This is a genomic window from Sulfuricurvum sp., assembly GCF_028688295.1.
Lineage (GTDB): Bacteria > Campylobacterota > Campylobacteria > Campylobacterales > Sulfurimonadaceae > Sulfuricurvum.
Window position 1 is genome coordinate 1 of record NZ_JAQTYM010000021.1, and the last position, 4,671, is coordinate 4,671.

Annotated in this window: 4 protein-coding genes and 1 pseudogene; 3 read left to right on the top strand and 2 right to left on the bottom strand. The window is 45.9% G+C overall.

All coding sequences use genetic code 11. The annotated features are described in order from the left end of the window. Positions 1 to 143 precede the first annotated feature (143 nt). From PHR02_RS06240 to cobA, 3 genes are read left to right on the top strand one after another with little or no spacing between them, the layout of a single operon-like run. Positions 144 to 1,727 carry a nitrite/sulfite reductase gene (locus tag PHR02_RS06240; protein ID WP_299990291.1) on the top strand — a complete coding sequence of 528 codons (1,584 nt, stop codon included), beginning with the start codon at positions 144 to 146 and terminating at the stop codon, positions 1,725 to 1,727. Next, entirely contained in the window at positions 1,699 to 3,006 is a 1,308-nt protein-coding gene (locus PHR02_RS06245; RefSeq protein WP_299990293.1) for an aminotransferase class V-fold PLP-dependent enzyme, read from the top strand. Before PHR02_RS06240 ends, PHR02_RS06245 begins: the two co-directional genes overlap by 29 nt. Further along, positions 3,003 to 3,812: a uroporphyrinogen-III C-methyltransferase gene (gene cobA, locus PHR02_RS06250; protein WP_299990295.1), complete on the top strand. Its 810-nt coding sequence runs from the start codon at positions 3,003 to 3,005 to the stop codon at positions 3,810 to 3,812. The genes PHR02_RS06245 and cobA overlap by 4 nt, the downstream gene beginning before the upstream one ends. On the opposite strand, the gene PHR02_RS06255 is transcribed toward cobA, so the two are convergent. Continuing rightward, positions 3,805 to 4,233, bottom strand: coding sequence for an Rrf2 family transcriptional regulator (locus PHR02_RS06255; protein ID WP_299990297.1), 429 nt, complete (start codon positions 4,231 to 4,233; stop codon positions 3,805 to 3,807). The genes cobA and PHR02_RS06255 overlap by 8 nt on opposite strands. A gap of 70 nt (positions 4,234 to 4,303) precedes the next feature. Further along, positions 4,304 to 4,671: pseudogene (locus tag PHR02_RS06260) on the bottom strand (hypothetical protein); the annotation flags it as partial.

The window sequence follows — 4,671 nt, forward strand, 5'->3', positions numbered from 1 at the left end:
GTAGCTGCGGGGATGATCACCGGCAGTGCCGAAACAAAGAGAGAGCAAAAAGGGACGTCGGCGTTCGAAGTAGAACTCAATGCCCTCATCCGCCGCCATTTCCCGCACTGGGATGTCGGAATCGTTATTTAAGGAGTAAACACATGGCGACCGAATCAAAGGCGGAACGCGTCGAACGGATTAAAAATGAAAAAGACGGATTGGATGTTTTAGAGTCGATCCGGGAGTATGCCCTAAACGGGGGTGAGATTCACCCCGACGACATCGACCGTTTTAAATGGTACGGCCTCTATACGCAAAACAAAAACCTGCAAGGCTCTGACGATGAGAGCCTCTATTTTATGTTGCGCGTCAAACTTGAGGGGGGATACATCACTCCCAAACAGGCAAAAGTATTGGGAGAATTGTCGATCAAGTACGGTCGCAATACGGGTGATGTGACGACCCGTCAGGATATCCAATTTCACTGGATCAGGGTTGCGGATCTCCCTGCAATTTTTGACGCTTTGGCCGATGTCGGACTCAGTACACTTGAAGCGGCCGGAGATTGCCCGCGCAATATTATTTGCTGCCCGATAAACGGGATGGATCACGATCAGATCGATGACGTGCGTGATATTGTGAGTGCGCTCAATGAGCTTTATCGGGGAAATCGGACCTTTTCAAATCTCCCCCGTAAGTTTAAGATCGGGGTGAGCGGCTGTGCCAAACACTGTACCCATCACGAAGTACAGGATTTGGGTTTTAGCGCCGTAAAAAACAGCATCGGACAGATCCACTTTTGCGTCAGTGTTGGAGGAGGGCAGGCAAGCAATCGCCGTATTGCCACCCCTATCGGATACATCAACCGGAGCAATATTGTCAAAATCGCAGAGGTGATCACCCTTCTTTACCGTGATTTCGGGTGTCGAAGCAACCGATCCAAAGCCCGCTTGGGCCATTTGGTTGAAACCTGGGGGGTCAAGCATTTTATCAGTGAAGTGGAGGAGAGAGCCGGGGTAAAATTGGAGCGTTTTAACGCACAGACGTTTACCCCCTATCCGCGCCGAGGCCATTTCGGAGTTAGTGCCGCAAAAAAAGAGGGGTATTCCCTCATCGGATGCGCCCTCACCGGCGGACGGATCAGCGGAGAGATGCTGGTAAAACTGGGCGGTATTTTGGAGTTTTACAAAGCCGAGGGGCTTACCCTTACCGCAGCGCAAAATTTTGTGATTTTGAATGCCCCAACCGATCTTACCGAAGCGATGGTTCAGAGCCTCGAAGGGGTCGGATTTCATCCTCGGCCGTCGGTTTTTGAAGCGCGGACGTTGGCGTGTACCGGACTTGATTTTTGCAAGTTCGCGGTGAGCGAAACCAAAGCACTGGCCATCGAAACAGTGGAGTATTTGAAAACCCGTTTTCCCGATTTTACGGAGCCTGTGAGCATCAGTATCAACGGATGTCCCAACTCCTGTGCCCATCCGCACATTGTTGATATGGGATTTGTCGGGACGATTATCAAACAAGGGGATGATCGGCTCAAAGGGTTTGATCTGATCGTCGGAGGGTATCTTGAGGGTGAAAAGAGCCGTTTTGCGATCAAAACCGGAGTCAAAGTGGCTCCGGAGGAGGTGGCACCGTTGATCGAATCCCTTATTTTTGATTATGAAAAAAGCCTCAGCGCTGATTTTGGAAATTATTTACTGGAGAAATACCATAATGAATCAACTTTTTCGACCTCTTCTTGAGGAGGGGGACAAATTTACTCAGATTATTGAACACACTATCGGAATTCATAAAAAATACTATTTTGACTATACCGCGTCCGGACTTGCGTATGAGCCAATAGAGCAGCGGATACGGGAGGTATTGGAAACGTACGCCAATACCCACTCCAAAGAGGCCTCCATGGCCGAAAAAACCGATCATTATTATCAGGGCGCGCGTGAACATCTTAAAAATCTTTTGGGGCTGGATGAGCAGTTTGCATTGATCTCCTGCGGATGCGGGGCGACGGGAGCGATCAAACGTTTGCAGGAAATTTTGGGACTCTATATCCCCCCCGCGACGCGAAGCCGTTATATCAGCTTGCCGCTTGCGGGTGATATGCCGCTGGTGATTGTGGGACCCTATGAACACCATTCCAACGAGATCAGCTACCGCGAGGCGCTGTGTGAAACGGTTCGAGTCGGGCTTAATGCTAAAGGGCTGATCGATCTTGAACAGCTGGAGACGCTTCTGCGCCTCAATGCGGGTCGGGAGATCATCGGCACATTTTGCATCGCGTCGAATGTGACCGGTACGATCACACCGTACAAAGAGATATCGGCCTTGTTACGTCGTTACGGAGCGGTTGTTTGTTTCGACGCGGCCGCTTCCTCTCCGTATATCAATATCCCGTGCGAACTCTACGACGCCATGTTTTATTCCCCACATAAACTTTTGGGAGGTCCTGGTTCATGTGGCTTATTGGCAATCCGAAAAAATCTTTTTGATATGGAGGCTAAACCTACTTTTGCCGGAGGTGGAACGGTACGTTATGTTAGCAGAACAAGTCATTACTTTATTGATGGTGTTGAAGATCGTGAAGATGCAGGAACACCGGGGATATTGCAACTGATACGCGCTGCACTCGCGTATCAACTTCGTAATGAGCTCGGATTTGAGTGGATAGCAGAACGTAAAAAAAGTTTATACGGACATTTCATAGAAGGATTAAAAGAGATTGACAGAACAACCTGTTACGGCTGTAGAAAGGCTGAAAATATAGGGATCGTATCATTCAATGTAAAGGGGATTGATCCGTATGTGTTATGTGCACTGCTGTCAGAATCAAAAGGGTTTCAAACACGGGCGGGATGTTCATGTGCCGGACCTTACGGACATGATTTATTAGGATTGGAGGATGATACACCCTTCGAAGAAAAGCCTGGTTGGCTGAGAATCAGTATCCATTATTCGCAAGCAATAGAGGATATCAACGCATTATTGGATGCTATTAAAAAATTGATAAAGAGGATCGGATGACAAAAATATTACAACCGATTTCAGCCGAATCTAATGAGATATTTTCGGCGAGAAAAGGTAAAATATATCTCGTAGGCTGTGGTCTAGGGGACGTAGAACAGTTGACACTCAAAGCCTATCGGATTATCCGAGAAGCCCAGATCGTTTTATATGATAATCTCATAGCTAAAGAGATTCTGGATTTACTTCCCTTAGAAACACGTAAAATTTATGTGGGTAAACCTAATAATAATCATAGTATCACCCAAGAGAGGATTAATCACTTAATAGCTGATTATGCTGATCAAGGATTTAGCGTAGCACGCTTAAAAAGCGGTGATCCGTATATCTTCGGACGTGGAACGGAAGAAGCACTTTATTTGTTGGAGAGAGGTTATAACGTTGAGGTAATTGCAGGGATCTCATCCTCTGTCAGTGGATCAGCCTGTGCCGGTATTCCTCCAACCGCGAGAGGATATGCCACAAGTTTTTCAGTTGTATCGGCGCACTTACAAGAGGGAAAGTTCAATACTGATTGGCTACCGTTGTTAAAACTCTCTAACCATACTACAGTTGTGTTGATGGGGCTGAGTATTGCACGAAAGATTAAAAGGTCAGCATATACTATTGGAGTTCCTCATAATCTTCCCGTAGCAATCGTATCGAACGCGTCACGTCCTGAACAGAAGAGTGTTATTACCACGTTGGCAGGATTAGTAAAAGCAGCTAAAAATGTTGATGGGCCAGCTGTTATAGTGTTTGGAGATGTGGTTAAACTCTACGGAAAACTGCCGCAGTATCAACCACAAGTACTAGAAGTTAAATAAAATACATTGATTGCTGATCGAATTCATTGCCTTGATCGACGAGATCTTGGAGTGTTTCACTAAAAACACCTTTCATCTCTTTTCGAATCCGATCCCAGTAAAGATGTAAAATTGGTTGCAGTCGTTCATCTGAAGGATTGCAAAGCTCTCCCTCTAATGCGACTAATATATCAAAAACTGCTATGGTATTTGGAGATTTTGTCAGTAAATAACCTCCACCAGCTCCTCGTATACTCTGAATCATCCCCTCTTTGCGCAAGGTTACGAGAATTTGTTCCAGATAATTTTGGGGGATATTGGCTTTTTCAGCAATATCACGAATATGAAGATGCCCTTGCCCGTAATGAAGTGCTAATTCATACATGGCTGCTAGGCCATATCTCCCTTTTGTCGAAATACCTGCCAATGTTTTCTCCTTCATCGGATTGTTATGCCGGTATTGTATTTTAGCTAGCGTTAATACACCATTAAGTAGATCGATTTATCAGACTTTATTCGCTATCTTTTGGCGATTTGAACGATTTAACATCAATTCGACGAGGTGCACGCTTCGGTGCCGTTGGAGCTTCTGAGGGTTTACGATCCTGATAAGGCTTTTTATCTCCGTATGGTTTCTTATCTCCAAACGGTTTCTTATCACCGTATGATTTTTTCTCCCCAAAAGCGGGTTTGTCTCCATAAGGTTTCTTGTCCCCAAACGGTTTCTTATCACCGTATGGTTTTTTCTCTCCGAAAGCGGGTTTGTCTCCATAAGGTTTCTTGTCCCCAAACGGTTTCTTATCACCGTATGGTTTTTTCTCTCCGAAAGCGGGTTTGTCTCCATAAGGTTTCTTGTCCCCAAACGCTTTTTTATCCCCGT

Excerpts from the sequence above, each read along its gene's own strand:
- PHR02_RS06255 (WP_299990297.1), bottom strand. The coding sequence starts at position 4,233 with ATGAAGGAGAAAACATTGGCAGGTATTTCGACAAAAGGGAGATATGGC.
- PHR02_RS06240 (WP_299990291.1), top strand. The coding sequence starts at position 144 with ATGGCGACCGAATCAAAGGCGGAACGCGTCGAACGGATTAAAAATGAA.
- cobA (WP_299990295.1), top strand. The coding sequence starts at position 3,003 with ATGACAAAAATATTACAACCGATTTCAGCCGAATCTAATGAGATATTT.
- PHR02_RS06245 (WP_299990293.1), top strand. The coding sequence starts at position 1,699 with ATGAATCAACTTTTTCGACCTCTTCTTGAGGAGGGGGACAAATTTACT.